The organism is Streptomyces sp. NPDC102441 (assembly GCF_044765585.1).
In the GTDB taxonomy this organism is placed as follows: domain Bacteria; phylum Actinomycetota; class Actinomycetes; order Streptomycetales; family Streptomycetaceae; genus Streptomyces.
On record NZ_JBIWKH010000011.1, the window covers coordinates 228,754 to 252,233 of the forward strand.

The window sequence follows — 23,480 nt, forward strand, 5'->3', positions numbered from 1 at the left end:
ACGACATGAACCAGTGGCCCGACGCAGCCGCCACCCTGCCGGACGACGGAACCGAGGGGGCTCTCGTCGGCCGGGTCTGGCGGCCCGGTCTCGGCCCGTCCGTCGTCGCTGTCCGCGACAGCGGTGTCCATGATGTGACCGCACGCTTCGCGACCGTACGGGACCTGTGCGAGACGCGGGATCCGGCACGGGCGTTGCGTGCCGCCGACGGCGAGCGCTTCGCCGGGCTCGACGAGCTGCTCGCCAACACCCCGCCCGACACACGCGATCCCGAACTGCCCTGGCTGCTGGCCCCGGTGGATCTCCAGGCGGTCAAGGCCGCCGGCGTCACCTTCGTGGTGTCGATGCTGGAGCGCGTGATCGAGGAGAGGATCCGAGGCGACGCCTCCGGGGCCTCGGAGATGCGGGAGAAGATCCATGGCCTCATCGGCGACGACATCGCCTCTCTGCGGCCAGGTTCCGACGAAGCCGCGGCCCTCAAGAAGATCCTGGTCGCCCAGGGGGTGTGGAGCCAGTACCTTGAGGTCGGCATCGGCCCCGACGCCGAGATCTTCACCAAGGCCCCCGTGCTGGCCGCCGTCGGCAGCGCCACCGATGCCGGGGTGCACTCCGCGTCGCGGTGGAACAACCCCGAGCCGGAGGTGGTGATCGTCGTCTCCTCTGCGGGGGAGACCGTCGGTGCGACGCTCGGGAACGACGTCAACCTCCGTGACGTGGAGGGCCGTTCCGCTCTCCTTCTGCCTCAGGCGAAGGACAACAACGCCTCGGCGGCACTCGGGCCGCTCGTGCGACTGTTCGAGCCGGGCTTCGGCATCGAGGATGTGCGCGGGGCGGCCGTGAGCCTGACCGTCGAGGGCGACGACGGGTACCGGCTCGACGCGGTGTCGTCGATGTCCGCCATCAGCCGTGATCCCCTGGACCTCGCCGCCCAGTTGACCGGTCCGCACCACCGGTATCCGGACGGTGCCGTGCTCTACCTCGGTACGATGTTCGCCCCGGTGGAGGACCGTGACACGCCGGGCCAGGGATTCACCCATCACGACGGCGACCTGGTCACCATCGCCACGCCCCGGCTCGGCTCACTCGTCAACCGGATCAGGGCGAGCGAGGCCTGCGAGCCGTGGACCTTCGGCCTCGCCGATCTGATGCGGTCGCTTTCCGCACGGGGAGCGCTGTGACGACAGGCCCGGCGGCCGGCGGGCGGGGCCGGGGCGACGGGGCGGTGGGCGGAGCGATGGATATCGTCTCCGGTGTGACTCAACCGCCCCGCCGCCCCCGCAAGCGTTCCGCCACCCGCTCGGTGACCCTGTCGGACGTGGCGGCCTCGGCCGGGGTGTCCGCCCAGACGGTCTCCCGCGTCGTGCGCGATCCTCTGTCGGTGTCGGACGTGACCCGGGGCAAGGTCGAGGCGGCCATCGCGGCGACCGGTTACGTGCCCAACCTGGCCGCCAGCAACCTGGCCTCGAACCGGAGCCGCACGGTCGCCGTCCTGGTGCCGCAGATCAACGCCTCGGTCTTCGCGGACACCGTCCACGCCTTCTCGACGGCCCTGGCGGCCCACGGCTACCAGATCTTCGTCGGGACGACCGACTACCGGCCGGAGCACGAGGAGGAGGTGCTGCGCAGCTTCCTCGGCCGGAGGCCGGACGGAGTGCTCATGGTCGGCACGGACCACACCCCCGGCACCCGCGTCCTGCTGGGAGCGGCCGGGGTGCCCGTCGTCGAGACCTGGGGCTGGTCGGACGAGCCGCTGGACCTGCTGGTCGGCTTCTCCAACGCGGCGGCGGCATCGGCCATGGTCGCGCACCTGGTGGAGCGTGGCAGGCGCCGGATCACGTTCGCGGGCCGGCACACCTCGGGCGACCCCCGGGCGGCGGAACGCCTCGACGGCTACACGGCCGCGGTCCGTGATCTTCTGGGCGGCGCCGCACCGCGCACGGTGGACGCCGGGCCCGAGCCGGTCACCATGGACACCGGCGTCGCGCTCCTGGACCTGGCGCTCGAGCGCTACCCGGACTCCGACGCGGTGATGTTCTCCAGCGACGTGTTCGCCGCCGGCGCTCTCCAGGCGTGCGTCCGGCGTGGGATCGATGTGCCCGGCACGCTCGCCCTGGCCGGCTTCGGCGACTTCGAGTTCGCGCGTCATCTCGTGCCGGCGATGACCACGGTGGCCGTACCGGGCTCCCTCATAGGGGAGTTGGGGGCCGAGCTGTTGCTGACGCGCATGCGCGGCAACCCCGTCGCGGTGACACGCCGGGACGTCGGTTACCGGGTCGTCGCGCGCGAGAGCACCTGACGGGGCGGCGGCACGGGCCGGGTGCCGGTGCGCCCGGCCGAGCGGATGCTCAACGGGCCGCCCATTCCAGGCCTCGCTCGACCATCGTCGCCGTCTGCGGCACCTCGAGATCCGCGACGCGGTGGCCGAGGGTGCACACGAAGACCTTGCCCGCCCCCCAGCGGCGCGTCCATACGACGGGGAACTCGACCGGCTCGTCCCACTGTTCGCCGGTGGGGGTGAGCACCGAGGTCGCCAGCACCGTGTTCAGGCCGTCCGTCATCACCCAGTAGTGCTCGGTGACGACGTCGTAGTCCCCGATCCCTGCGGTGATGCGTCCGTCGCGGTCAGGCGACCGGGCGATCCGTACGGTGAAGTCCTGGAAGCCGTCCGGGTGCCAGAGGAACCGCCCGCCCACCATCCGCAGGTAGCGCGCGTTCCCCACGTTCGTCCCGATGACGCCGCCGTGCCAGCCGGCGAACCCGGTGCCGGCCTCCACGGCCGAGACCAGATTGGTCTCCTGCCGGGAGGTCAGTTCACCGCCCGACCAGGAGTGGACGACGAGGTCGGTGGCGGCGAGGAGGTCCGCGTCCTCGTACGCCGCCAGGTCCTCGGCGACCGTGACGTCGAACCTGGCGCGTTCGAGCCTGGGTACGAACAGCCCGGTGCAGCCGGCCGGATCGTGCCCTTCCCATCCTCCGCGGACCACCAGGGCCCTGCGTGCACTCATTTCGCGATCCCTTCGTAGGGCCGCCGGCTCCCGGCGGTGTGTCCGGCGGTGCCGCCGGGCGCGAGCCGCAGACCCGCGTCGAGCGGACGGACGTGCGGGCCGCCCGGGACGGACCACTGGCCGGAGGCGGCCTGTGCGGCGATCTTCGCCTCGTCGACCTCGATGCCGAGCCCCGGCGTGTCGCCGAGGACGATCCCGCCGTCCGCGATCTCCTGGTCCACCCGTAGCCCGACCGGGGAGGTGAGGTCCTGGACCTCGGTCACCAGGTGGTTCGGGACGGAAGCCGCCGCGTGCGCCACAGGATTGGCGTTGTACCCCACGGGGCTCACCGGCAGGCTGTGTCCGTACGCGAGCGTCGAGACCCGCAGGAAATGGGTGATGCCCCACACGCTTCCGGTCTGCACCACCCCCACCGCCCCGGCGTCGAGCAGGGCACGGTAGTGCTCCAGGCCCGTCAGGTTCTCTCCCGTCGCGACGGCCGCGCGGATACCGGCCGCGACGGCACGGTGTCCGGCGACGTCCCATCGCCGGACCGGCTCCTCGATCCAGGTGAGGTCGACACGGTCCTCGACCGACCGTGCGAGACGCACCGCCTGGTGGGCACCCCAGGACTCGTTGACGTCGTACATCAGCGCGGGGCGTTCGCTGTTGACGCGCAGGACGTCACGGACGGCGGTCAGGCGCCGCACGTCGCGGTCGACGTCCAGCCCGCCCTTGACCTTCGCACCCGTGAAACCGCGTTCCGCCCAACGCTCGTAGAACGCCACCAGCTCGTCGTCGGTGAGTGCGTACTCCAGACCCGAGGCGTAGCCTGGCACGAAGCGGTCGGCGGCCCCCAGTGTCCGCCACAGCGGCTCCTGAGCGATCTTCGCCTTGAGGTCCCAGAGCGCCATGTCGAGCGCACCGATGGTCCCGAACACATGGCCGCCGTGCCCGGACTTGAAGACGTAGGAGAGCATCCTGTCGTACAGCGAGGTGACCGCCCGCGGATCCTGGCCGTCGAGCGCGGGGAACACGCGGTGCACGTCCGGGTGACTTCCGAGGCCGACGCCGGTGAGGCCCTCGTCCGTCTCCAGCAGCAGGACGGGTACTTCCGTGATGCCGCTCGCGACGACGCCGTTCACGTCGCCCACCGGTCGCCCCCACTCGTGCACCGTGGCAAGGGACCGGTATCCGGTGATTCGCATCGCGCTTCTCCTTGGTCTGCGCGCGTCGCACGGTCACCATGTGCGCCGCGCGCTTCGAGAGGTCCGACCGGATGTGCGCGGGTGCCTGCCGTGAGCGACGGTGCTCGGAGCCGCGGCGGGGACCCCCGCCGCCGGGGCGGCGTCCGCGCGGCCCCGTTTCTCCCGCGACTATCAGTCATAACTTGTGATACGAGTGATGACCTTAGCATGTTCCGCTAGCCTTGGGACGTCGGACGGCAGGGCCGGCAGACCTGCACACACATTGGGGAGTCTCTGACCAGATGAGCAAGCCATCCGCGGACACCGTTGCCGTGTCCCGTCATCAACGGCGCCGGCCACCGCTCGCCGCAGCGGTCGTCCGGAGTCTCACGACGGCCATCGTGCTGGGGGAGTACCCCCCGGGGACGGCCCTCCCGTCGGCGGGTGACCTGTGCGACGAGTACGAAGTGAGCCGCACCGTGATCCGCGAGGCGACGACCACCCTCGCCGAGAAGGGCCTCGTCGCAACTCGTCAGGGCTGGGGCACAGTTGTGCTCGACCAGGAGCAGTGGAGCCTGCTCGACCCACTGATCCTCGACGCGCTCTTCCAGCGCGAGGACCGGCTGGTCTTCCTGGACAACCTCATCGAGATAAGGACGACTCTGGAATGCGCCATGGCCGCCCGGGCGGCCCGGAGCATCGACGACGTCCAGGCGGCGGCCCTCTCGGCCAAGCTGGACGAACTCGCCGGCCTCCGGGGCGACCCCACGGCCTACACCCGTGCGGACATCGAGTTCCACGAGATCATCCACCGGGCGTCGCAGGACGCGTTCGGGCGGGCCATCGTCTCCAGCATCCAGGGGAAGGCGGTCCGGTCACCCCAGTACAGCGGTGACCCGACGCGCGAGGACATCGACCTCACCCACGAGGCGCACGCCCAGGTCGCCGCGGCGGTGCTCGCGCGGGACGCGGAGGGCGCCGCGGACGCGATGCGGTTCCACATCACGTCCTCGTGGGAGCGCCGCCGCCCCCACGGCACGACCGAGGCGTGAGAACGCCGGGGCACCCGCCGTCCGGCGGATGCCCCGGCCCCGTGCGGGGGACTACGCCTCGGCCGCGCAGGCGCCTCCGTCCTGCCACGGGCCGTTCGCGTCACCCGGAGTCCCGTTCCGGGTCCACCATTTCGCGGTCCACAGCCGCCCGCCGTGCTCGACCGTGTCCCCGGTGACATGGACCGAGGAGGCCGTCCACGCCGGGACCGTGCCGCCCGCGCACTTCACGGGAGCACCGCTCTCCGCCCAGGCGCCAGTGGCCGACGTGCCCGGCTTCTCTCCGCGTGCGTACCACAGGGCCTCGTACGCACGGCCGCCGTAAAAGGCGGTGTCACCCTTGTCGTAGGCCTTCGCCGCCGACCAACGGCCCGTGCGATACGCCTCGATCGCCTTCTCCAGTGCCGAGTCGGCGCCGTCGATCCGCTCCTGGTAGGAGCCGGTGTCCTCGCCGGCACCGGTCGCTGCGGTCAGTGCCGCGGTGAGCGGTCCGGCCTCCCCGCCCGGCTCGTCGGAGAGCACCTGCCGTGCCCGGTCGACCGTCTTCCAGAGAGCCTCGGTGTCGCCGCGCTGCGGACGGCCGATCCCCTCCGAGGTGACGCCGTGGTTCCACTCCGCGATCCAGTCGGCCCCGTACGAGGCGGCCACCGTGCCGGAGCCGGAGAACTTCAGGGTGTCCAGGTCGAGACCCGTCTCCGCGACCGAAGCGGCGAAGAGACTCGCGGTGTTGACCTTGTCGCTCCACCGCGACACGTTGTACACGGACGTGGGCTCCGAGAACGTCGTGTTCGTCTCGACGAACCCGAGGGAGGAGCCGACGATCACCGCATGGTCGATCTCGACCCTGGACGGCACCCAGACCGAGTCGGGGTCGTCCCACACCGTGGCCCGGCCGCAGCCGTTGGTTCCCTCGGTCGAGTAGGCGGCCGTCGTGCACTCCTCGCCCGTCGCGGTCACCCGGGGGACGTACCAGTCGGTGATCTCCGGGTATGTGACCGGCGTGCCGTCGGAGTACTTCTGCTTCCCGTCGGTGTAGTGCTCGTGCCAGGCCGCGACCGACTCCGGGGTCGCGGTGTACTTCTCGTCCTCGCGGACGTCGAGGAAGGCGTTGTACCGGCTCTCCAGCACCCAGCTGTTGGCCAGCGGCAGGCGTGTCTCGCCGTTCTTGTGATAGATCCCGCCGTGGCCTGCGTGCTTCACGTCGATGTAGACGTTGTCGTTGGCGGTGTTGCTGTGTCCTGAGTTGAGGTTGACGCCGGAGTTCGAACCGTTCACCACGTTGTGGTGGAACCTGACACCCGTCGCTCCGTCGTCCATGTACAGCGCGTCGTTCGAACCGCCGACCTTCTCGAAGTGGTTGTAGGCGATCTCGTTCCCGAGGTACGTGAAGTCGCGTCCGGCGTAGACGGCGCCCTGGTCTCCGGCGTTCTTCACGACGTCGTAGAAGTGGTTGTGGTTGACGCGCATGTCGTTGCCCATGATCTGCACCGCCATGTGCGGTGCGTCATGGACGTAGTTGTACTCGAAGGTGTTGCCGACCCCGTACATGTAGCCGGCCGGGGTGTACGTGGCGAGTTTGGAGAAGCGCGTGATCTCGTTGTGTCGGGCGACGTTGTTCCCCCGCTCCAGCGTCCGGCGGTCGCCGCCCCCGAGCAGGACGCCTCCGCCTCCGAGATCGTGCAGGTAGGAGTTCTGCACGACGTTGTCGTGCCCACCCTGCAGGGTCTCGTAGTCGGGCATGCTGGTGATCGTGTCGGTCGTGCGGCCGATCCGGACCGCGTCCATGCTCACATTGGAGATGTCCACCCCGTCGATGAGCGTGTCCACGGCGTCGAGGAGCTGCACCCCGCTGACCAGTGAGCCGGTCATCGAGAGGCCGCGCACCGTCACACCCCGGGTGGAGTCCAGCAGCATGAAGTTCTTGTCGAACGTCTGCAGCGTGGTGGTCCTGCCCTCGATCGTGCCGCCCTGCGGACGGTAGTAGAGGACGTCGTTGTCCTGGTAGCGGTCGATGTAGTACTCACCGTCCGTGTCCATCTCCGACAGGACGTTGAGCACTTTGACCTTGGTCCAGGAGTCCTGCGGGATGTACATGGAGGGGTACTTCGTGTACAGCGTGTCGCCGCTCCACGACAGGATGCGCAGCATGTCGTTGGCGTAGTTGTTGCCGAGGTAGCCGGAGAGCCATCCCTCGGTCTCGGACGTGGTGTTGTCGATGCCGTCGATCCACCGCGGGTCCAGCTGGACCGGCACGTCGGAGTAGTCGCCGATCCCACGGGTGCCGAGGTCGTCCACCGTCGGCACGGCCTCGGGCGCCCAGCTCCTGAAGCGGTCGTCCTGCGCCGCGCGTCCGCCGACGGTGAAGACCGACGGGGTCATGCGCCGCATCTCCTCCGGTGACCAGGTGTCCCGGTTCTCGGAGGCGGGGAGCTGCTGCTTCTTGTCCTCGAACTGGGCCCGTGGGGTGGTGCCGGAGCCGTTCCAGTCGCTCTCCGGGCCGAACCGGGCGTCGAGATCCACGTTCATCAGGTCTTCGGGACCGGCCGCGTCCCACTTGTCGCCCGTGCCCCACAGATGGCACCCGGTCTCCTTCGTGGAGCACGCGTTGCCGTTCGGGTACTCGGCGAGCACCTGGGTTCCGCCGTCCACCACGAGCTCCGGAGCGAACGGCTGCTGGACCCAGTTGAAGCCGTTCTTGTAGAGCGTGCCCGGGTCGATGCCGTGCGCGCCCAGGTCGTACACATACACGCCCTCACGCAACTCAGGGGTGTTCAGGCGACTGTTGGAGGAGTACTGCGGCTCGGAGAGGGTCTCGTCGGGGAGGTCGGTGAGCTTGGACCAGCCGCCGGCCGGCAGTTCGTGCGATCCGGTGATCGTCACCTTCTCGTTCCGGTACGCCGTGTACGTGACCCACGAGTTGGCGGTTCCCTCGAGCCGGATCGTGTCGTCGAGGACGTATGTCCCGCCGCGGATGTACACCGTTCCGCGTGCCTCGGCGGACGTACGGCCGGCCAGGGCGTCCCGCGCGGCCGTGATCGTCTTCAGAGGGGCGTCCGCGGCACCGCTGTTGCCGTCGTCGCCGTCGTCGGCCGACACATGGACCGTCAGGTCCGAGGCGGAGGCGGCTGAGGCAGGTGCCGCCACCGCCGCCCCGGCCGCCGGCGCGCCGACGCCCGTCACCAGCGCCAGCGCGAGGGAGGTCATCACGATCCGCGCCGGTCGTCTCCCAGTTCTCACCATGGAGGAGCCTTTCATTGGATGCCATGTTCCTCTCACGGTCGCGACACGCGAACTCGTGGAGCCACCCGGGACGTAGGCCACAGGGATAACAGAACATGTATGACATGTGCAATCTAGGGCCCCGTCGGGCCGGGCGCAAGCATCCGGACGGCAGGGAAGCGAACCCGGCGGATCAGTCCAGGTGGAACACCTCTTCGGCGTCCGCCCAACGCTCCCCGGCCCCGGCCGAGTCGAGGGGCTGCTGGCAGGGATCGGTCAGGGTCCACCACTCCTGGGTGGCCGGGTCCGCGGCTATGGCGGCCATGTCGGCCTCGTAGTCCTCACCGGTGTACTCGTAGTACGAGAACAGGGTGTGGTCGCGCAGGAAGATGGAGTACGAGGTGATGTGCGCGCGGGAGAGCGTGTCCAGCACCGGCTGGGGGACCGCCCTGTGCAACTCCCGGTACTTCTCCTCCTGTTCCGGACGCAGGCGGATCACGGACGCGACGCGGCGTGGGGCCCGGGGTGCGGACATGGTGTTGACTCCTCTGTGGGGGCTGGTGAGCGGGGGAGAGCGACCTCCGCCGGCCGGGCGCGGTGGCCGGGCCGGTCGAGGTCCGTGAGCGGAGGCACTCGGCGGTCAGCCCTTGACCGCTCCCGCGGCGAGGCCGCTCATGACGTGACGCTGCATCACGACGAAGATCACCAGAATCGGGATCACCGCGAGCAGCAAGGTCGGGAACACCTTGGTGTAGTCGGTCGAGTACTGCCCGACGGCCGCGTAGACGCCGGTGGTCACCGTGTAGACGCCGCTCCCCGGGCCCAGGATCATCTGAGGGCTGGCGAAGTCGTTCCAGACGCTGAGCGAGTTCAGGATGAACACGGTGGCGAGGATCGGCCGCATCAGCGGCAGGATGATGCGCCACAGGGTGTAGTACCTGCCGGCCCCGTCGATGGCCGCCGCCTCGTCCAGCGACCTGGGCAGCACCTTGATGTAGCCGAAGAACACGAACAGCGTGAAAGGGACGGTGGTGGCGGTCATGAACAGGATGAGCCCCGGCATGGTGCCCATCAGGCCGATCGCCCGCAGCACGAAGATGACCGGCACCAGAATCACCTGGGTCGGGATGAACATGCCCGCGATGAAGAAGAACAGCAGGACCCGGGAGATCGTCCTGGGCGTCCGGGCCAGCACGTACGCCGCGGGGGCGCACACCCCCATCGCGATGATGTTGACGCAGAGCACCAGCGCGATGGTGGTGCCGTAGCCCTTCAGAATGCTGAAGTCCGGGTTGTTCCAGGCGTCCGCGAGGTGCTGGAGGGTGGCGGAGCCGAAGTCCAGCGTGAACGGATTGGCGAGGATGTCCTGCTGGTCCTTGAAGGCGTTGACCACCAGGATGTACATCGGCACGAGCATGCCGAGGGACACCAGGCCGATGAACGCCACCCGGACGAGGGCGGCCGAGGTGAGTGTTTTCTTCATCCGATGGACTCCGCGTCGTCCTCGGCGCGCCTGCGCAGGAAGAGGACCGTCAGGGACAGGGCCGCAGCCGCGAGGATCAGCAGCACGGCCTGGGCCGATGCGAGGCCGATGTCCCGCTGGGGGAACGAGACTGCGAGGATCGAGTAGGCAAGGGTCTTGGTGGACCCGGCGGGACCGCCTCCGGTCAGCGACACGACGACGTCGTACGTCTTCAGCAGCGAGATGCCGGAGGTGATGACGGCGACCGTGACGGTGGACGCGAGCGAGGGCCATGTGACGGCGCGGAACGTCTGCCACCGGTTGGCGCCGTCGAGCCTGGCCGCCTCCAGCAGGTCCGCCGACACGGTCTGGAGGCCGGCCAGATAGAGGATCAGCTGGACGCCGAACAGGGACCAGGCAATGACGATGATCATCGACCACAGGGCCCAGTCGGGGTCGCTGAGGAAGGGCAGGGCGTCGGTCCCGACCTTCTCCAGCATGGTGTTGACCACACCCTGCGGCCCGAGGATGGCCTGCCACAGGAACCCGACGACCAGCGCGCTCAGCACATGCGGGTAGAACATGACCACACGGCCGAAGGTGTTGAACCGGTTGGTGCGCTGCAGCAGCAGCGCCAGCCCCAGCGCGGCCAGGTTGACGGCGATCGCGCCCACCACGGCCACCACGGCGGTGACCACCATGGTGCCGGTCATGTCGTCGGAGCCGAAGATTGTCCGGTAGTTCTCCAGGCCGATGAACTCGGGCACGCGGCTGGGGAATCCGTTGTACTCGGTGAAGCTGTAGTAGATCGCGTAGATCACCGGTACGACCAGCAGAGCGGCGTAGAGGAGGGCCGCGGGGACGACCATGCTGACGGCGGCGCCCGCGTTGCGCCATCCCCGCGGCTTCCCAGTGGATTTGAGTGCCATGATCAGCGGTTCTCGTCGACCCACTGGTCGATGGCCTTGGCCGCGTCGGCCGGGCTCGCTCCGGTGTAGAGGCTCTGCGCGACCTCGGTGAACTTCGGGTTGAAGCCCGTCACGGGCAGCCGGACGTTGCCCTGGCCCTCACCCACGGCGACCAGCTCGGGAGCGTCGTCCAGGACGCTCTGGATCCGGGAGGACACACCCGTCTGTTCGACCTCGGACCCCTGCCGGAACACCCCGTCGGAGCCGAGCTGCGTCTCCACGGCCGCCGGGTCGGTGACCATGTACTCCACCAGCTGCTTGGCGCCGTCCGCGTCGGTGGCGCCCTTGTTCACCATGTACGGGTTGGCCATGGTGGCGCCCTGCGGGCCCGGGTAGCTCTTGCTGTCGTCGACCGGCGGGGAGAACACCCCCACCTCGAAGGGAAGCTTGCCCGCCTTGTCCAGGGTGGCGGCGAACCAGCTGCCGTTGGTGTACAGACCCACCTTGCCCCCGACGAAGTTGCCGTCGGCCTGCGAGGGGTTGAGACCTACGTCGCTCTTGCGTATGTAGCCGTCGCCGATCCACTCCGCGTACTTCTTGAACACCGGCTCATAGGCATCGCCGACAGTGAGCTTCTCGCCCTTGACGTCGCTCTGCCACTTCGGGTGCGCCTGGTTGAGCGCGGGGTGGAAGATCTGCTGGAGCTGGAGGCCGGTCATGTAGTCCCCGGCGGTCTGCATCGGCGTGTAGCCGGCCTTCTTCAGCTTGGCCATGTCGTCCGCCAGCACGTCCCAGGTCGTGGGGGTGCCCTTGATGCCGGCCTTCTGGAACGCGGTCTTGTTGTAGTAGACGAGCGACTGCGTCTGGGTGCCGACGCCGACGGCGTAATGGGCGTCGCCGATCGCGTACTCGTCGAACATCGGGGTGTCCCCGGCCCAGGCCTCATCGCTGAGGTCGAGCAGCTCGGGGGCCGTGTCGTCGTCGGGGAAGATCGACTGGATGACGTCGGGCGCGGTGCCGGCGGCCAGCTGCTGGGGGAAGGACTCGGCGACGGACTTGCCGGTCGGCCCCTCGATCTTCACCTTCAGACCCGTCTTGTCCTCGAACGGCTTGACCAGCTTCTCCCAGTAGGCCTGGTCCAGGTTGTCGGTCAGGTTGACCATCATCCGGATCTCGCCGTCCTCGCCGCCGGACGAGCCGGTGCCCTGCGAACAGGCCGCGAGGAGCGTCAGCGGAACCACGGCGGCAAGGGCGGCGAGGCGCGTCCTGCTCCCTCTGTGGGCAGACATCATTGTCGTCTCTCTTTTCCTGGATGGGGAAAGCTGGGGGTCAACATCCGATGGGCAGTGGGGCATGGGACATGCGGTCCGGCGTCACAGCCGGCCCCGGTAGGGCAAGGGACCGACGGCCGTGACATCGGTGGGCGCCTCGTCGCCGTCGACGCGGTAGATGCCGTCGTTGGCGACGAAGAACTCGGGGACGCCCGGGTAGTGAAGGTCCTCGGGCAGCGGCTCACGGTCCGTCCAGGAGAAGAACTCCCGGGTGAAGGTGTCCTTGTCCTTACGGCCGTAGATGTGCAGATCTCCCGCGGTGAGCGGGGAGCGCACGCACCAGTGGACACCGGACTCGGCCCAGAAAGCCCGGTCGCTGACCAGCACCGACTGACGCTCCGGGGGCGAGAGCACCTTGTCCCAGAAACCTTCCCCCGGACCGAGCCTGGCCATCAGGAACATCAGGTCGTGGGCGTGCCACGCGGTGCTGGGCGCGATGTCGGCCTCGTTGTGCCAGCCGCTCGCCGAGGCGAAGTAGCCGGCCGGCGTCTGATAGCGGGCGTAGGTCGCCAGGCAGGCCTCGGTGAAGGCCTCCAGCTCGGGGTCCGGTCCCTCGGCCAGCACCTCGTGGATGCCGTACAGGGTCAGACCCATGCCCGCGATCAGCATGGGTGTGTCCGTCTTCAGGGAACGCTCGCCCTGGACGTACCAGTAACGGTGGTAGCGGGTGGCGCCGGTGGAGTCCGTCCAGGCCGAGCGGGCGACGTGCCGGCACAGGCGCCTGGCCTCGGCCAGGAGCTCGGGGTCGCCCTGGGCCCGGTAGCCGAGCACCAGAGGGACGATCATCAGACCGTAGTACTCGGCCGGCTCCAGGATGCCGCCCTCGGCGCGGTCCCGGGCGGTGCGGAAGGTGCCGGCGCTCTCCGCGTCGGGAACTCCCCGGTGGTGGAAGAGAGCGACCAGGGTGGCGAGATCCCCGGGTATCTGATCCGCGTACGTCTTGTCGTCGGCCAGTTCGGTGTAGAGCTGCTTGACCCACACCCGCGCGTACTCCTGGTTGCAGGTGCCGTCCTCGCCCGCCCGGCCGCCGCCGTACATCTCGCAGGCGTCCAGATTGCGCCGGACGGCCGCCAGCGCGTCACTCACCTCGCCGGCCGGCAGCAGATGGCGGGCGTGCCGGAGTGCGAGCAGTATGCCGAGGCTGCCGACGGCGTTGTGGATGAGCCCGGTGGTGGCCGACTCCCCGACCTGGAAGCCGATGTGCTGGTACTGGCCGTCGTCCTGCACCTCGGTGGACTGGTAACGCAGCAGCCGTCGCAGCAGCGCGATGCCCCGCTCGTCGGGCTGCTCGGCCAGAGCCTGGGCGAGGGCGCCGACGGCTGGACCGGCGAACGTGGTGTGTCCGCTGGTGAAGTCGAGGAAGGTGAACGGATTCGTCCCCCACACGCTGTGGTTGTGGAAGCCGTTGACCGCCCCTTCGTCCGTCACCCAGCTGTGCAGCCAGCCGGCCAGCGCGGCCGTGTCCGGCCTGGTCGTGCGGTGTTCCATGGCGTTCCTTCCGGGATGGTTCACACAGCCGCGTGGCGTGCGGCTTCCAGCAGGGTGGCGTCGATGCGGTAGAAGCGGGCCGCCGTCCCGCCGAGCACGGCCGCCCGTCCGCCGGAGCCCAGGGGAGCGAGCAGTTCCCCGTACGCCTCCCAGGACCGCCCGTAGCCTCCGGCGAGCACCGAGACCGGCCAGTCACCGCCGTACATCAGACGGTCCGGACCGAACAGCTCCAGGGCGTCCTCGACGAACGGGCGTACCTGGCCGGTCGTCCACGCGTCGAGCGGGCCCTGGGCGGGGTAGAGCCCGGAGAGCTTGGCGTGTACCTGGGGGTCGTGTGCGGCGGCGGCGATCAGCTTCCGCCACGCGGTGTGCTCCTCCCTGCCGCCGCCGACCGGCGGTTTGCCGAGGTGGTCGATCACCAGGCGCAGTTCCGGGTGACGGGAGGCGAGTTCCGGTACCTGGGCCAGAGCCCTCGGCGACGATGTGACGAAGTCGAAGGTGAGCCCGGCCTCCGCGACCAGCTCCAGGCCGCGGCGTGCCTCCGGGCGGAGTATCCAGTCCGGGTCCGGCATCTCGTGGACGAGGGCGCGCACACCCACCACGTGCGGGTCGCCGGCCAGCTCCGCGAGCCGGACGCGGGCACGGTCGGGATCGTCGAGTGGAACCCAGGCGACGACGCCGACGACCTCCGGATGCGCGGCCGCGGCCGCCAGCATGTGATCGGTGTCCGCGTCGTTGTCGGCGGCCTGGACCAGCACGGTCGCGGTGACCCCGGCCGCCTCCAGTGCCGGACGGACGTCCTCGAAACCCATCGCGCCGTCGATAGGTGCCATCTCCGGACCGAGCCAGTCGTAGCGGGCGCGCTCGGGGTCCCAGACGTGCTGGTGCGCGTCGACGACGGTCATGACCGCACCCTTCCCGTGCGTGGCGAGGTGACGTCCGGGAGCAGCCCGAGCGCCGTCAGTTCGCTCCAGAGCGCGTCGGGCACCGCCGTCGCCAGCCGGTCGGCGTTGGTCCGGGACTGGCCGGCGTTCCGCGCGCCGAGCACCACCGATGTGACCGCGGGATGCAGCAGGGGACAGGCGATGGCGGCCTCCGGCAGGCTGGTGCCGTGGCGTTCGCAGACGTCCGCGATCGAGGCGGCCCGGCCGGCGAGTTCGCGGGAGGCGGGCTGGTAGTCGTAGGTGGCGTCGGCCGGCGGGCGCGGGGCCGCGAGCAGCCCCGAGTTGTAGACCGCGGCGGCGACGACACCGACCCCGCGCTCCTGGGCGAGCGGCAGGAGCGCGTCCCGGGCGGAGTGGTCGAGGAGGGTATGACGGCCGGCCACCATGACGACATCGATGTCGCACCTGCGCACGAACTCGGTCAGCATCGCGGCCTGGTTCATACCGGCGCCCACCGCCTTCACCACTCCCTGGTCACGGAGTTCCACGAGAGTGTCGACGCCGGTGGTGGAGGCCGCCGTCCAGTGGTCGTCCGGATCGTGCAGATAGAGGATGTCGACGCGGTCGAGGCCGAGGCGCTCCAGGCTGCCCTCCAGCGAGCGCAGGATTCCGTCACGGCTGAAGTCCCAGCTCCGGCGGAACGCCGCCGGCACCGCGAATCCGCCGTCGTCCTGGAGGTGGGCCGTCTCCGGGCTCGGTTCCAGCAGCCGGCCCACCTTGGTGGAGACGGTGAACTCGTCGCGGGGCCGGCCCGCGAGCGCGGCGCCGAGGCGGCGTTCCGACAGCCCGAGACCGTAGTGCGGAGCCGTGTCGAAGTAGCGGACGCCGCTCTCCCATGCCGCGTCGACGGCGCCGCGGGCGTCCTCGTCGCTCGTCGTTCGGGCAAGGTTTCCCAACTGGGCCGCACCCAGACCGAGTTCGGTCAGCGAGGGCGTGCGTGCGGAGGTACGGTCACGCATCGGACTCACCTGACCCTCGTACGCGCGGACAACGCCAGGTCCTCCGGGTGGGCGAACGGGAGGCCCGCGGCGAACCGCTCCACCTCACCGGCGACGGCGTCGCCGACGCGGTGCAGTTCACCGCCCATGGAACCGGCCATGTGCGGGGTCAGCACCACGTTGCCGAGCGTCCACAGTTCGCTGTCGGCGGCGGGCGGCTCAGGATCGGTGACGTCGAGTACGGCGTCGATCCGGCCGGTACGCAGCTCCGCGGTCAGGGCGGCCTGGTCGACGACGGCGCCGCGCGCGGTGTTCACCAGCGTCGCCCCGTCGCGCATCAGGGCGAGTCGTCCGGCGTCGATCCGGCCGCGCGTCTGCGGGGTCAGGGGCTGGTGCAGCGAGATCACCTGACTGCTCCTCATGAGTTCGTCGAGCTCCACCGGCCGCGCACCGAGGCCCAGGGCTTCTTCCGTCGTGAGTGTGGGGTCGTGAAGGAGCAGGTCGAGGTCGAAGGGGCGCAGCAGGGCCAGGACGGCACGGCCCACGGTGGACGCGCCGACGATGCCCACGGTCTGCCGGTAGTTGCCGGACCCGGCGGGAACGGCGAGGTTGTCGGGGAGGCTGCGGGTCCGGCGGTACGCGTGCCCCACGGACAGCACCCGCTTGCCGGCGAGGAGGATCATGGCGAGCGCGTACTCGGCCACCGGCACGGAGTTGGCGACGCGGGCGTTGGCGGCGACCACTCCGCGGGCGGCGAACGCCTCCGGGTCCGCCAGACAGGTCGCGGCGACCCCGCCGGCGTAGACCACGGCCCGCAGCCGGGAGGCGCAGGGCAGACGGGAGGAGACGAGGGGTGCGTTCCATCCGGCCACGAGGATGTCCGCCCCGGCCAGCGCGTCTTGGGACGGCTGCGAGTCCAGCTCGGTGAGGACGAGACCGGGGTCGATGTCGGCGACACGGCGGAGGCGGGCCAGGGCTGCCTCGTCGAAGAGGGACCGGGACAGCCGCGCGGGGTTCATGGCGAGGACGGCGCGTGGTCGCGTCACGGGGCGGTCTCCCTTTCTGTGCGCCCTTCGCGGGGAAGACGTTCGGCGTCGGGGCGGGCATCTGTGCCGGATTCGGCGACCAGGCGCAGACCGGCGACGGGCGGCCGTACGTGGGGCCCGGCGGGCAGGCCCCACGCGGCGGTCGCCTCGAGCCGCGCGAGTGCGGCTTCGTCGACCGAGATGCCGAGGCCGGGGGCGTCGCCGAGGACTATGCCGCCGTCCGCGACGACCTGGTCGAGGGTGAGACCCACCGGGGAAGAGGTGTCCTGCACCTCGGTGACGAGATGGTTCGGGGCCGCGGCGGCGGCGTGTGCGACCGGGTTGCACTCGTATCCGACCGGGCTCACCGGCAGGTCGTGGCCGTGCGCGAGGGTGGCGACCCGCAGGAAGTGGGTGATGCCCCAGACGCTGCCGGTCTGCACCACCTGGACGGCGTCCGCTGCCAGCAGGGGACGGAACTGTTCGAGACCGGTCAGGTTCTCGCCGGACGCGACGGCGGTGCGGGCGGCCCGCGCCACCGCCCGGTTGCCCGCTACGTCCCAACGGCGCACCGGCTCCTCGATCCAGGCGATCTCGATGTGTTCCTCGATGCGTGCCAGGAGCCGGACCGCCTGGTGTCTGCCCCAGGTCTCGTTGACGTCGAGCATCAGGGCGGGGGAGCGGGTGTTGGCCCGCAGCACGTCAGCCACCGCGTGCAGCCGGCGGATGTCGCGGTCCGTGTCGAGACCGCCCTTGATCTTGGCGCCGGTGAAGCCGCGTTCGGCCCAGCCGGCGTACAGGGCCACCAGTTCGTCGTCGCCGAGCGCGATGTCGAGACCGGAGGCGTAACCGGGCACGAAGCGGTCGGCGGCGCCGAGTGTGCGCCACAGCGGCTCGTCGGCCATTTTCGCCTTGAGGTCCCAGAGCGCCATGTCGAAGGCGCCGATGGTGCCGAAGACCGCGCCGCCGTGGCCGCTCTTGAACGTGTGGGCCAGCATGCGGTCGTAGAGCGCGGTGACGGCTCGCGGATCATGGCCCTCGACGGCGGGGAAGATGCGGTGTGCCTCGGCGTGGGCGCCCAGCCCCACACCGGTGAGACCTGAGTCGGTCTCGACCAGCAGGAGCGGGACTTCGGTGCTGCCGCTCGCGACGACGCCGTTGGCGTCTCCGACGGGGCGGCCCCAGTGGTGCACCGTCCGGAGGGTCCGGTATCCGGTGATCTTCAACTGCTCCCCCTCTGCGTGCTCGTTCGCCGTCCCTCGGGCGGAGGCGCTTCCGCCTCCGGGGTGCCACCGAGGCGGCCGGCCCGTCCCTGGCGCCGGTCGTCCTCGGACGCGGGTCGTGGACGCGGGCCGTGGGGGAGGGTGCCGGGACACGTGGCTCGCGGTCGACGACCGCACCTTGCTGCTGTTTCGGGGTGGTTCCTCGTCGGGGCGGGAACGGCGTCGTGCGCCGCCGGGGAGTCTCCCGGACCGCGCCCTCAACAGTCGTAACGTATCATACAAGTGACGACCTGAAAGCCCCTTGTTAACACCGGGTTTCAGCGTCAGGGGCCGGCCCGGAAGTGTGAAACCCGACGTCGGGGCGGTGTTGCGGATGGTACGGCGTCGGGTGGGCGCCCCTGCCGCGCGCGGGGCCCGAGCACGCGAGCGGCCCGCGCCCCGGCTTCTGCCGGGCACACGGGCCGCGTGGTGACGTCCGTCCGGTGCGTGTGGGCGTCTCCGTCCCGCGCCGGCAGTTCGGGTTATGCCCGACGACGGCGCCCGGCCGTCACACCGGGCCTTCCTGGAGGCGTCCGTTGACCGTGACGCGGTGCAGCGACAGATCCGTGACGGACTGGAGCAGCATGTCCTGCGCGGCATCGCCGAAGGCGAGCCGGTCCAGACGGACGTCGCTGACCGGAGCCTCGGGACGGGCGCGGACGCGCACCGGGTACTCGCAGTGGCCGCCCAGCGACCAGCGCGCCGCCGACAGCCGGGACACCTCGGCCGGCAGCGTCCCGCCCGTGCCCCCGGCGTACTGGAACGTGACCTCGAACGGCACATACGTCCAGGCCTGCGCGTCGACGTCGGTCACTCGGACGTCCCGCACATAACCGCCCCGGGTGGGGGTGGACTTGACCACCAGGACCGAGGCGACGGAGGCCTCTCCCAGGTCAGGATCGAACGGCAGGCGGAGCCGCCGGGCGATCACGTCCGACACCCCGCCGCTCATCTCGCTGCCGATCGCCACCGCCGCCCCGCCGCTGAGGTACACGCAGTCCTGGATCCGGATGCGCCGTGACGGCACGCCGACCCGACGGCCGTCCTCGTCGCGGCCGGACTTGATCGCGATGCAGTCGTCGTGTGTGGCGAACGTGACGCGCTCGATGGTGACGTTCTCGCACGAGTCGGGGTCGCAGCCGTCGCTGTTCGGCCCCTCGCACTCGATCCGGACGTCGCGGACGGAGATGTCACGGCTCAGCACCGGATGAATGTTCCAGAACGCGGAGTTGCGCAGTGTGACGCCCTCGATCAGGACATCGGTGCAGGCATAGGGCTGGATGAAGCTCGGACGCAGGTAGTGGCCCTCGCCCAGAACACGCTCGGTGACCGGAACGCCCTGTGTGCCCCACTGCTCCAAAGTCGCCCAGTCCGCACGCTCGTCGGGCATTCCGGGCTCCCACCCGTACTGGCCCGAGCCCTTCCATGGCCACCAGTGCGCGTTGTCGCCCTGCGCGTCGAGCACCCCCCGCCCGGTGACCGCGATGCCGTGCTGCCCGTAGGCGTAGATCATCGGCGAGTAGTTGTACACCTCGATGCCCTGCCAGCGGGTCCGCACCACAGGCAGGTAGGCGGCCGGATCGGTGCTGAACAGCAGCGTCGCCCCTTCGGCGACATGCAGATCGACCCCACTGAGCAGATGGATCGCACCGGTGGCCCAGCGGCCGGGCGGTATCAGGACGTGCCCGCCGCCCGCTTCGTGGCAGGCCCGCACGGCCGAACGGACCGCGGCCGTGCAGTCGGTGGTGCCGTCGCCGACGGCACCGTGGTCGGTGACGGGGAACCATGCGTCGGGGAAGCGGGAGTGTCCCCGCCCGGCGGCGGCCGCCGTGCCCGTGGCCCGGGCGAGCGGAGCCGCTGCGGCGGCCAGGGTCCCGAGGCGGAGGAGTTGTCTGCGTACCGGATCAGTCACGGAAGTGTCCCTCGGTGAGATGGGCTGGTGGTCCGCGGTCGCTTCACTGCCCGGAAGGGGCACCGGGCCCGGCCGGACCGGGGAGGTAACGCTCCACCTCACCCGCGGCATGGGCGGCGAACATCGGCCCGGCGGCGTCGGGGTCGCCGGAGCGCAGAACGTCGAGAAGCTCCGCGTGGTGCTCGGCCAACGCGCCCCAGCCGCCGACGTAGCGGGGGTCGCCCAGCACATGCAGATCCCACATGCTGGACTCGATCATGCGCCACAGGCGGATCAGCGCGTCGTTGCGCGCAGCCTCGCACACATGGCGGTGAAAGGACATGTCGCCGCTGCGGAAGGCCGCGATGTCGCCCCTGTCCGCGGCCCGGCGCAACTGCTGCACGTCCTCGGTCAGCAGCCGGGTGTGCTCGGCGTCCAGGTGACCGGCCGTACGGCGGGCCACGTACTCCTCGAACATGACCCGGATGTCCCGGACGTCCTGGGCCTGCCGCTCGGAGATCCGGGCGACATACGTGCCGCGGTGCGGCTGGGAGATCACCAGGCCCTCGTAGGCCAGCCGCTTGATCGCCTCGCGGGGCGGAGCCTGGCTGGTGCCGACCCTGCGGGCGATCTCCGACTCCACGAGCCGCTGCCCCGGCACGAGTTCACCGCCGACGATCCAGTCCCGCAGCAGCGTGTACACGTGGTCGGAGAGCAGCTGCCGCGGCATGCGCGGCGGGACCGGCGCGGGGTCCCCGCCGTCCTGCCCGGTCCGAGGGCGGTTCCGCGGGTCCGGCGGCCCGGAGAGCTCGGCCGCCTGCTCGCGCCAGATGCGGGCCACCGTGGACTGCGACAGCCCCAGGGTGTCCGAGAGGGAGCGGGTCGAGGGCACCGGTGAGCCGTTCCCGGCCTGTTCGACCACGGCCGCGATGCGCGCCTCGGCCTCCCGCCGGGTGACGCTGCGCGGTCGGCCCGAGCGGGGAGCGTCGTGCAGGCCGGCCATGCCGCGCCGCAGATATCGCGCCCGCCACTTGGCCACCGTGGCGGGACTGACCTGGAGGCGCTGGGACACCTCCGCGTTGGTGAGCCCCTCGGCACAGGCCAGGACGATGCTGCTGCGCAGCCGGAGCGCCCCGGGCGGCTGACGGGAGTAGTCCGACAAGGCTGACCGGTCCCCCTCGCTGAGCTGGGGAAACGCGGCCGGATCGGGAACAGTCATGGCGTCGCCACTCCGTGGATGTGTGGATTTATGACTCGGAGGGCCGGATCGATGCCGCCCCGGGCACATCAACTTATTGTTCGTGCCAACGTATTGACGGCGCCCGGGCGCGAACATCTTACTTATCGTGCTCGATCAGTGACCCACTAGATCGTGTTCAGCGACGCCCGCCGAGGAGGAAACGCTGTGTGAACGCCGGACCGGAGACGTGAGGCCCCGAAGGGCCGGTATCACGCCGTCCGTCCGCTCCCGGAACATCATCCCCAGCCCGTCCCAGGACATCTGGAACCACTGAACGGGGCAGCGGCCCCGGCAATGACGGCCCGCGCCACGGCACCGCCATGCCGGCGTGAACCCGGCCGCATCCTTCCCTGAACCCGTGACGCACCCGCGGCCCGGGCGGAGCGTGCCCGCTCCCCGGAGACCGCGGGCGACAGGCCGAACGTGATGCCGCGTCGACGCGCTCATACGCCGTCACCGCGCCGCACGAGCACGCCCCGGTGCGGCAACCGCCCGCGCCCTCACATGTCGTCCACGCGTCCACGGCCGAACGACGAAGCCACACATCGCACGTGGCAAGGAGGCTCCATGCCCATCACCACCTTCGTACGACGAAGGACAAGACTCCCGCTGCTGCTCGCGGCCGGCGCCCTGCTGGTCAGCGGCGCGACACTGAACGTCCCCGACGCGAACGCGAAGCCGGCCGACTGCAAGGCCACCGAACTCTTCGTCGCACCCGACGGGAACGACAAGGCCAAGGGCACCAAGAGCCGCCCCTTCAAGACGATCGAAGGCGCGCGCGACCACATCCGCGACAAGGGTCTCAACCGCGCAGGCCGGATGCGCTGCGACATCGACGTCAACCTGCGTGCCGGCGACTACCCGGTGAGCAGGACGATCGACTTCGACGACCGCGACTCGGGCGCCGGCGGCCACGAGGTCGTCTACCGCTCCTACGACGGCGCGGGCAAGGCCCGGGTCACGGGCGCCGCGCCCGTCACCGGCTGGGAGGAGTACAAGGACGGCATCTACCGCGCCGACGTAGGCACGGACCAGCCCTTCTACACCCTCTTCGAGGACGGCAAGCGTGCCACCACGGCCCGCTACCCCAACCGCAAGTCCGACGACGAGTGGGCTCCTTACCTGACCTCCGTGCTCAAGGAGCCGGAGAAGGAAGCCGTCCGCCAGTGGCTCTACTCCAACCCCGGTGAGTGGGACGCGAACTGGAACCTCGACCAGGCATCGGCGGTCGTCTGGTCGGGCGGCAGCTGGAGCTGGTTCACCGACACCGTCCCGATCCGGGACTGGAACGCCGCGAAGAACCAGATGACGCTGAAGTACTGGACCCGGTACGCGCTCATCAACTCCCGCGGCGGATCCCGCTACTTCCTGCAGAACTCGCTGGACTTCCTGGACCAGGCGGGCGAGTACTACATGGACTTCAAGAAGGGACAGGTCTACTACAAGCCGCGCGGCGACATCAAGGACGTCACCGTGCTGCGGCCCACCGTGAAGACCCTGTTCAACCTGGCCGGCGCCGACCCGGACCGCCGCGTGGAGAACATCACCCTCGACGGGCTCTCCCTCCAGTACACCGACTTCGTCGACTGGTACCGCTACGGCTGGATCAGTGACGGCGACTCCGGCGAACCCCGCAAGTACCCCGAGTACGACCGTCAGATCGAGATGCCGCGCAACCGCTTCGGCGCCGTCACGGTGACCAACAGCAAGGACATCACGCTGTCCCGGATGCATATCTCCGACACCGGATACCACGCGGTCTACGCACTCTTCGCCAACGACGGACTCACGGTCCGCGACAGCCTGTTCGAGAACATCGGCGCGGACGGGATCAAGGTCGAGGGCCCGTACCCGGGAGAGGGCAACACCTCCAACGGCCATCTGCTGACGAACAACTACATCACCCACGTCGGCGAGCTGGTACCCGGTGACGCCTCCGGCATCGAGCTGCAGAACACCGGGAACAACACGGTCAGCCACACCCACGTCAAGCACAGTGCCCGCTACGGCGTGAGCCTCGAAGTACGACCGGAAGTGCTCATCGAGGACGACTACGCCCGCAACAACACCTTCGAGTACCTGCGTATCGACGAAGCCGGCCTGGACAGCGGGGACATGGGCGCCTTCTACACCTACGGCGTCAGCAACTTCGAACCGCACAAGATCGACAACCATGTCCGGCAGGTCGTCATCGGCGACGTGATCCCGGACGGGTCCATGCCGGACAGCGGCACACGAGGCATCCACATGGACGCCGGCGGCTGCGGCTTCAGCTTCGAGGACATCGAGGTCGGCAAGACCACCGACCAGTCGTACCAGAGCTACCAGTGCAACGACGTCAAGAACGCCAACTGGGAGGACGGCTACGACGCGTCGAAGATGGAGTACGACAAGATCGGCGTCACCGCCTCCTTCCCGTACCCGCTGCCCGAGGGCGACACCCAGTGACAGGTCGCTGACCTGACACCTCCACAGAGTACGGGCCCGTCCGGCCGCCGGAACCCGCCGGCCGGACGGCCCCGTCCCCCCGGTGGGGGCGGCTGCGCGGCCGC

Annotated in this window: 18 protein-coding genes; 4 read left to right on the plus strand and 14 right to left on the minus strand. The window is 70.0% G+C overall.

Translation table 11 applies throughout. The annotated features are described in order from the left end of the window. The first annotated feature begins 5 nt into the window (after positions 1-5). Together ACIREO_RS24940 and ACIREO_RS24945 are read left to right on the plus strand one after the other, a co-directional pair. Positions 6-1,178 carry a fumarylacetoacetate hydrolase family protein gene (locus ACIREO_RS24940; protein WP_404113920.1) on the plus strand — a complete coding sequence of 391 codons (1,173 nt, stop codon included), beginning with the start codon at positions 6-8 and terminating at the stop codon, positions 1,176-1,178. Between the two features lie 74 nt (positions 1,179-1,252). Then, positions 1,253-2,296 carry a LacI family DNA-binding transcriptional regulator gene (locus tag ACIREO_RS24945; RefSeq protein WP_404113922.1) on the plus strand — a complete coding sequence of 348 codons (1,044 nt, stop codon included), beginning with the start codon at positions 1,253-1,255 and terminating at the stop codon, positions 2,294-2,296. 49 nt (positions 2,297-2,345) lie between these two features. Here the strand turns inward: ACIREO_RS24945 and ACIREO_RS24950 are convergent, their stop codons facing one another. Both ACIREO_RS24950 and ACIREO_RS24955 read right to left on the minus strand, forming a co-directional pair. Continuing rightward, entirely contained in the window at positions 2,346-3,005 is a 660-nt protein-coding gene (locus ACIREO_RS24950) for a ThuA domain-containing protein (RefSeq protein WP_404113924.1), read from the minus strand. Next, positions 3,002-4,192: a mandelate racemase/muconate lactonizing enzyme family protein gene (locus ACIREO_RS24955; RefSeq protein WP_404113926.1), complete on the minus strand. Its 1,191-nt coding sequence runs from the start codon at positions 4,190-4,192 to the stop codon at positions 3,002-3,004. Before ACIREO_RS24955 ends, ACIREO_RS24950 begins: the two co-directional genes overlap by 4 nt. 281 nt (positions 4,193-4,473) lie before the next feature. Between ACIREO_RS24955 and ACIREO_RS24960 the strand changes: the two genes are divergently transcribed. Then, entirely contained in the window at positions 4,474-5,223 is a 750-nt protein-coding gene (locus ACIREO_RS24960; protein ID WP_404113928.1) for a FadR/GntR family transcriptional regulator, read from the plus strand. A gap of 51 nt (positions 5,224-5,274) precedes the next feature. Here the strand turns inward: ACIREO_RS24960 and ACIREO_RS24965 are convergent, their stop codons facing one another. From ACIREO_RS24965 to ACIREO_RS25020, 12 genes are all read right to left on the minus strand, one after another. Beyond that, entirely contained in the window at positions 5,275-8,424 is a 3,150-nt protein-coding gene (locus tag ACIREO_RS24965) for a carbohydrate-binding protein (protein ID WP_404113930.1), read from the minus strand. 208 nt (positions 8,425-8,632) lie between these two features. Then, positions 8,633-8,974: an L-rhamnose mutarotase gene (locus tag ACIREO_RS24970; RefSeq protein ID WP_404113932.1), complete on the minus strand. Its 342-nt coding sequence runs from the start codon at positions 8,972-8,974 to the stop codon at positions 8,633-8,635. A 105-nt stretch (positions 8,975-9,079) separates the two neighbouring features. Further along, entirely contained in the window at positions 9,080-9,922 is an 843-nt protein-coding gene (locus ACIREO_RS24975) for a carbohydrate ABC transporter permease (RefSeq protein ID WP_404113934.1), read from the minus strand. Next, a complete protein-coding gene (locus tag ACIREO_RS24980; RefSeq protein WP_404113936.1) occupies positions 9,919-10,830 on the minus strand; it encodes a carbohydrate ABC transporter permease in 912 nt (303 codons plus the stop codon). Before ACIREO_RS24980 ends, ACIREO_RS24975 begins: the two co-directional genes overlap by 4 nt. A gap of 2 nt (positions 10,831-10,832) precedes the next feature. After that, positions 10,833-12,098, minus strand: coding sequence for an ABC transporter substrate-binding protein (locus ACIREO_RS24985; protein WP_404113937.1), 1,266 nt, complete (start codon positions 12,096-12,098; stop codon positions 10,833-10,835). 84 nt (positions 12,099-12,182) lie between these two features. Beyond that, the gene (locus tag ACIREO_RS24990; protein ID WP_404113939.1) at positions 12,183-13,628 is read right to left on the minus strand and encodes a hypothetical protein; all 1,446 of its coding nucleotides are present in this window, start codon (positions 13,626-13,628) and stop codon (positions 12,183-12,185) included. A gap of 20 nt (positions 13,629-13,648) precedes the next feature. After that, positions 13,649-14,533 (minus strand): amidohydrolase family protein, encoded by an 885-nt coding sequence (locus tag ACIREO_RS24995; RefSeq protein ID WP_404113941.1) that lies wholly within the window; start codon positions 14,531-14,533, stop codon positions 13,649-13,651. Next, entirely contained in the window at positions 14,530-15,531 is a 1,002-nt protein-coding gene (locus ACIREO_RS25000; RefSeq protein ID WP_404113943.1) for an aldo/keto reductase, read from the minus strand. The genes ACIREO_RS24995 and ACIREO_RS25000 overlap by 4 nt, the downstream gene beginning before the upstream one ends. 5 nt (positions 15,532-15,536) lie before the next feature. Then, complete coding sequence (locus ACIREO_RS25005) at positions 15,537-16,556, minus strand: hydroxyacid dehydrogenase (RefSeq protein WP_404113944.1); 1,020 nt, start codon at positions 16,554-16,556, stop codon at positions 15,537-15,539. Beyond that, entirely contained in the window at positions 16,553-17,761 is a 1,209-nt protein-coding gene (locus ACIREO_RS25010) for a mandelate racemase/muconate lactonizing enzyme family protein (protein WP_404113946.1), read from the minus strand. The genes ACIREO_RS25005 and ACIREO_RS25010 overlap by 4 nt, the downstream gene beginning before the upstream one ends. 544 nt (positions 17,762-18,305) lie before the next feature. Beyond that, positions 18,306-19,709, minus strand: a complete 1,404-nt coding sequence (locus ACIREO_RS25015; protein ID WP_404113948.1) for a glycoside hydrolase family 28 protein — start codon at positions 19,707-19,709, stop codon at positions 18,306-18,308. A gap of 43 nt (positions 19,710-19,752) precedes the next feature. Next, entirely contained in the window at positions 19,753-20,907 is a 1,155-nt protein-coding gene (locus ACIREO_RS25020; RefSeq protein WP_404113950.1) for an FCD domain-containing protein, read from the minus strand. Positions 20,908-21,495: 588 nt separating this feature from the next. Between ACIREO_RS25020 and ACIREO_RS25025 the strand changes: the two genes are divergently transcribed. Then, positions 21,496-23,376, plus strand: a complete 1,881-nt coding sequence (locus ACIREO_RS25025) for a right-handed parallel beta-helix repeat-containing protein (RefSeq protein ID WP_404113952.1) — start codon at positions 21,496-21,498, stop codon at positions 23,374-23,376. Positions 23,377-23,480: the final 104 nt, after the last annotated feature.

Bases quoted from the DNA above. Each gene is read 5' to 3' on its own strand.
- ACIREO_RS24940 (WP_404113920.1), top strand. From the start codon at position 6: ATGAACCAGTGGCCCGACGCAGCCGCCACCCTGCCGGACGACGGAACC.
- ACIREO_RS24950 (WP_404113924.1), bottom strand. From the start codon at position 3,005: ATGAGTGCACGCAGGGCCCTGGTGGTCCGCGGAGGATGGGAAGGGCAC.
- ACIREO_RS24955 (WP_404113926.1), bottom strand. From the start codon at position 4,192: ATGCGAATCACCGGATACCGGTCCCTTGCCACGGTGCACGAGTGGGGG.
- ACIREO_RS24960 (WP_404113928.1), top strand. From the start codon at position 4,474: ATGAGCAAGCCATCCGCGGACACCGTTGCCGTGTCCCGTCATCAACGG.
- ACIREO_RS24965 (WP_404113930.1), bottom strand. From the start codon at position 8,424: ATGACCTCCCTCGCGCTGGCGCTGGTGACGGGCGTCGGCGCGCCGGCG.
- ACIREO_RS24970 (WP_404113932.1), bottom strand. From the start codon at position 8,974: ATGTCCGCACCCCGGGCCCCACGCCGCGTCGCGTCCGTGATCCGCCTG.
- ACIREO_RS24975 (WP_404113934.1), bottom strand. From the start codon at position 9,922: ATGAAGAAAACACTCACCTCGGCCGCCCTCGTCCGGGTGGCGTTCATC.
- ACIREO_RS24980 (WP_404113936.1), bottom strand. From the start codon at position 10,830: ATGGCACTCAAATCCACTGGGAAGCCGCGGGGATGGCGCAACGCGGGC.
- ACIREO_RS24985 (WP_404113937.1), bottom strand. From the start codon at position 12,098: ATGTCTGCCCACAGAGGGAGCAGGACGCGCCTCGCCGCCCTTGCCGCC.
- ACIREO_RS24990 (WP_404113939.1), bottom strand. From the start codon at position 13,628: ATGGAACACCGCACGACCAGGCCGGACACGGCCGCGCTGGCCGGCTGG.
- ACIREO_RS24995 (WP_404113941.1), bottom strand. From the start codon at position 14,533: ATGACCGTCGTCGACGCGCACCAGCACGTCTGGGACCCCGAGCGCGCC.
- ACIREO_RS25000 (WP_404113943.1), bottom strand. From the start codon at position 15,531: ATGCGTGACCGTACCTCCGCACGCACGCCCTCGCTGACCGAACTCGGT.
- ACIREO_RS25020 (WP_404113950.1), bottom strand. From the start codon at position 20,907: ATGACTGTTCCCGATCCGGCCGCGTTTCCCCAGCTCAGCGAGGGGGAC.
- ACIREO_RS25025 (WP_404113952.1), top strand. From the start codon at position 21,496: ATGCCCATCACCACCTTCGTACGACGAAGGACAAGACTCCCGCTGCTG.